General features: G+C 65.1%; 1 protein-coding gene and 1 pseudogene. One reads left to right on the top strand and one right to left on the bottom strand.

Going from position 1 to position 1,210, the window contains the following annotated elements; genetic code table 11:
• Positions 1 to 296, bottom strand: a 296-nt coding sequence (locus I53_RS31795; RefSeq protein WP_187294413.1) for an AraC family ligand binding domain-containing protein, incomplete at its 3' end; no start/stop codon positions are given.
• A 47-nt stretch (positions 297 to 343) separates the two neighbouring features.
• Between I53_RS31795 and I53_RS24130 the strand changes: the two are divergent.
• Positions 344 to 1,210: pseudogene (locus I53_RS24130) on the top strand (SulP family inorganic anion transporter); the annotation flags it as partial.

The raw sequence follows: 1,210 nt of genomic DNA, 5'->3' as shown, positions 1-1,210 counted from the left end.
GGGGAAGGTGTTGGGGCAGCACCTTCCAATATGTAAAGTGTCCGCAGCGAGACCTCGCCTTNGGCTCTCATTTCATGAGCGATTCCGCCCGGCATCCATACAGCGCGCTGGGGCGGCAAGAGCCATAAGCCATCCGAGGTCTTCACCTCCATGACGCCCGCAGTCGCGTGGATCAGCTGTGAGCGCTTGTGGATATGCGAACGGACGTGGAAACCCGATGGATATTCTTTCGGCATCGCGACGATACCATGCCGCGACGCCTCATAGTCTTCCGGATTAGTGCTCTTGGTTCGCATGTCTGCAGTAATTATATAGCATTAATCCGCATCCGGCTGGGGTTATCGTGGTGAGCCTCGTTCAGCACCTGCCCGCAACCTCCCTGCCGACCCTGGCCGTCGCAGGGACCACGCTGACCGTGCTGGTCGGGATGGAATGGCTCAAGCCGCACGCGCCAGCCCCTCTGGTCACGGTGGCGGCTGCCCTCATTGCCTCATGGCTGCTGGATCTCGGCGCCGCGGGCGTGTCGACCGTCGGGACAATCCCGCAGGGCCTGCCCTCTTTCAGCCTGCCCGACCCAGCGCTCGCTCAAGCACTCCTGCCGGGCGCGATGGGCATCGCCCTGATGAGCTTCACGGAGAGCATCGCCGCGGCACGGGCGTTCGTGAGGCCCTGCGATCCGCCGCTGGATGCCAATCGCGAACTGGTCGCCACGGGCTTGGCGAACCTGGGGGGAGCCCTGCTCGGGGGCATGCCGGCCGGCGGCGGAACGTCTCAGACCGGTGTCGTCCGAGCCGCTGGCGGCAGGACACAAGTGGCCTCGCTCGTGACGGCCGGGGCGGCTCTTGCCACGATGCTGTTCCTGGCTCCGATCCTCAGTCTCCTGCCGCAGGCGACCCTCGCGGCGATCGTTATCGTCTACTCAGCCAGCCTCATTCAGCCGGAGGAGTTCCGGGCCATCTACCACGTACGGCACATGGAATTCCGCTGGGCGATTGTGGCGGCACTCGGTGTGCTCGTCTTTGGAACACTCCAGGGCATTGTCGTGGCGATCGTGCTCTCGCTCCTCGGCCTTGCCCTCCAGACCGCCCATCCGCGGGTCTCGATCATTGTCCGCAAGCGGGGGGCCGATGTCCTGCGCCCCCTGTCTCCGGAGCACCCCGACGACGAGACGTTCGAGGGCCTTCTGATCCTGCGTCCCGAAGGCCGCCTC

It is taken from the genome of Methylobacterium sp. B1, assembly GCF_000333255.1.
Classification (GTDB): domain Bacteria; phylum Pseudomonadota; class Alphaproteobacteria; order Rhizobiales; family Beijerinckiaceae; genus Methylobacterium; species Methylobacterium fujisawaense.
This window is presented reverse-complemented; position numbering and strand designations above follow the sequence as displayed.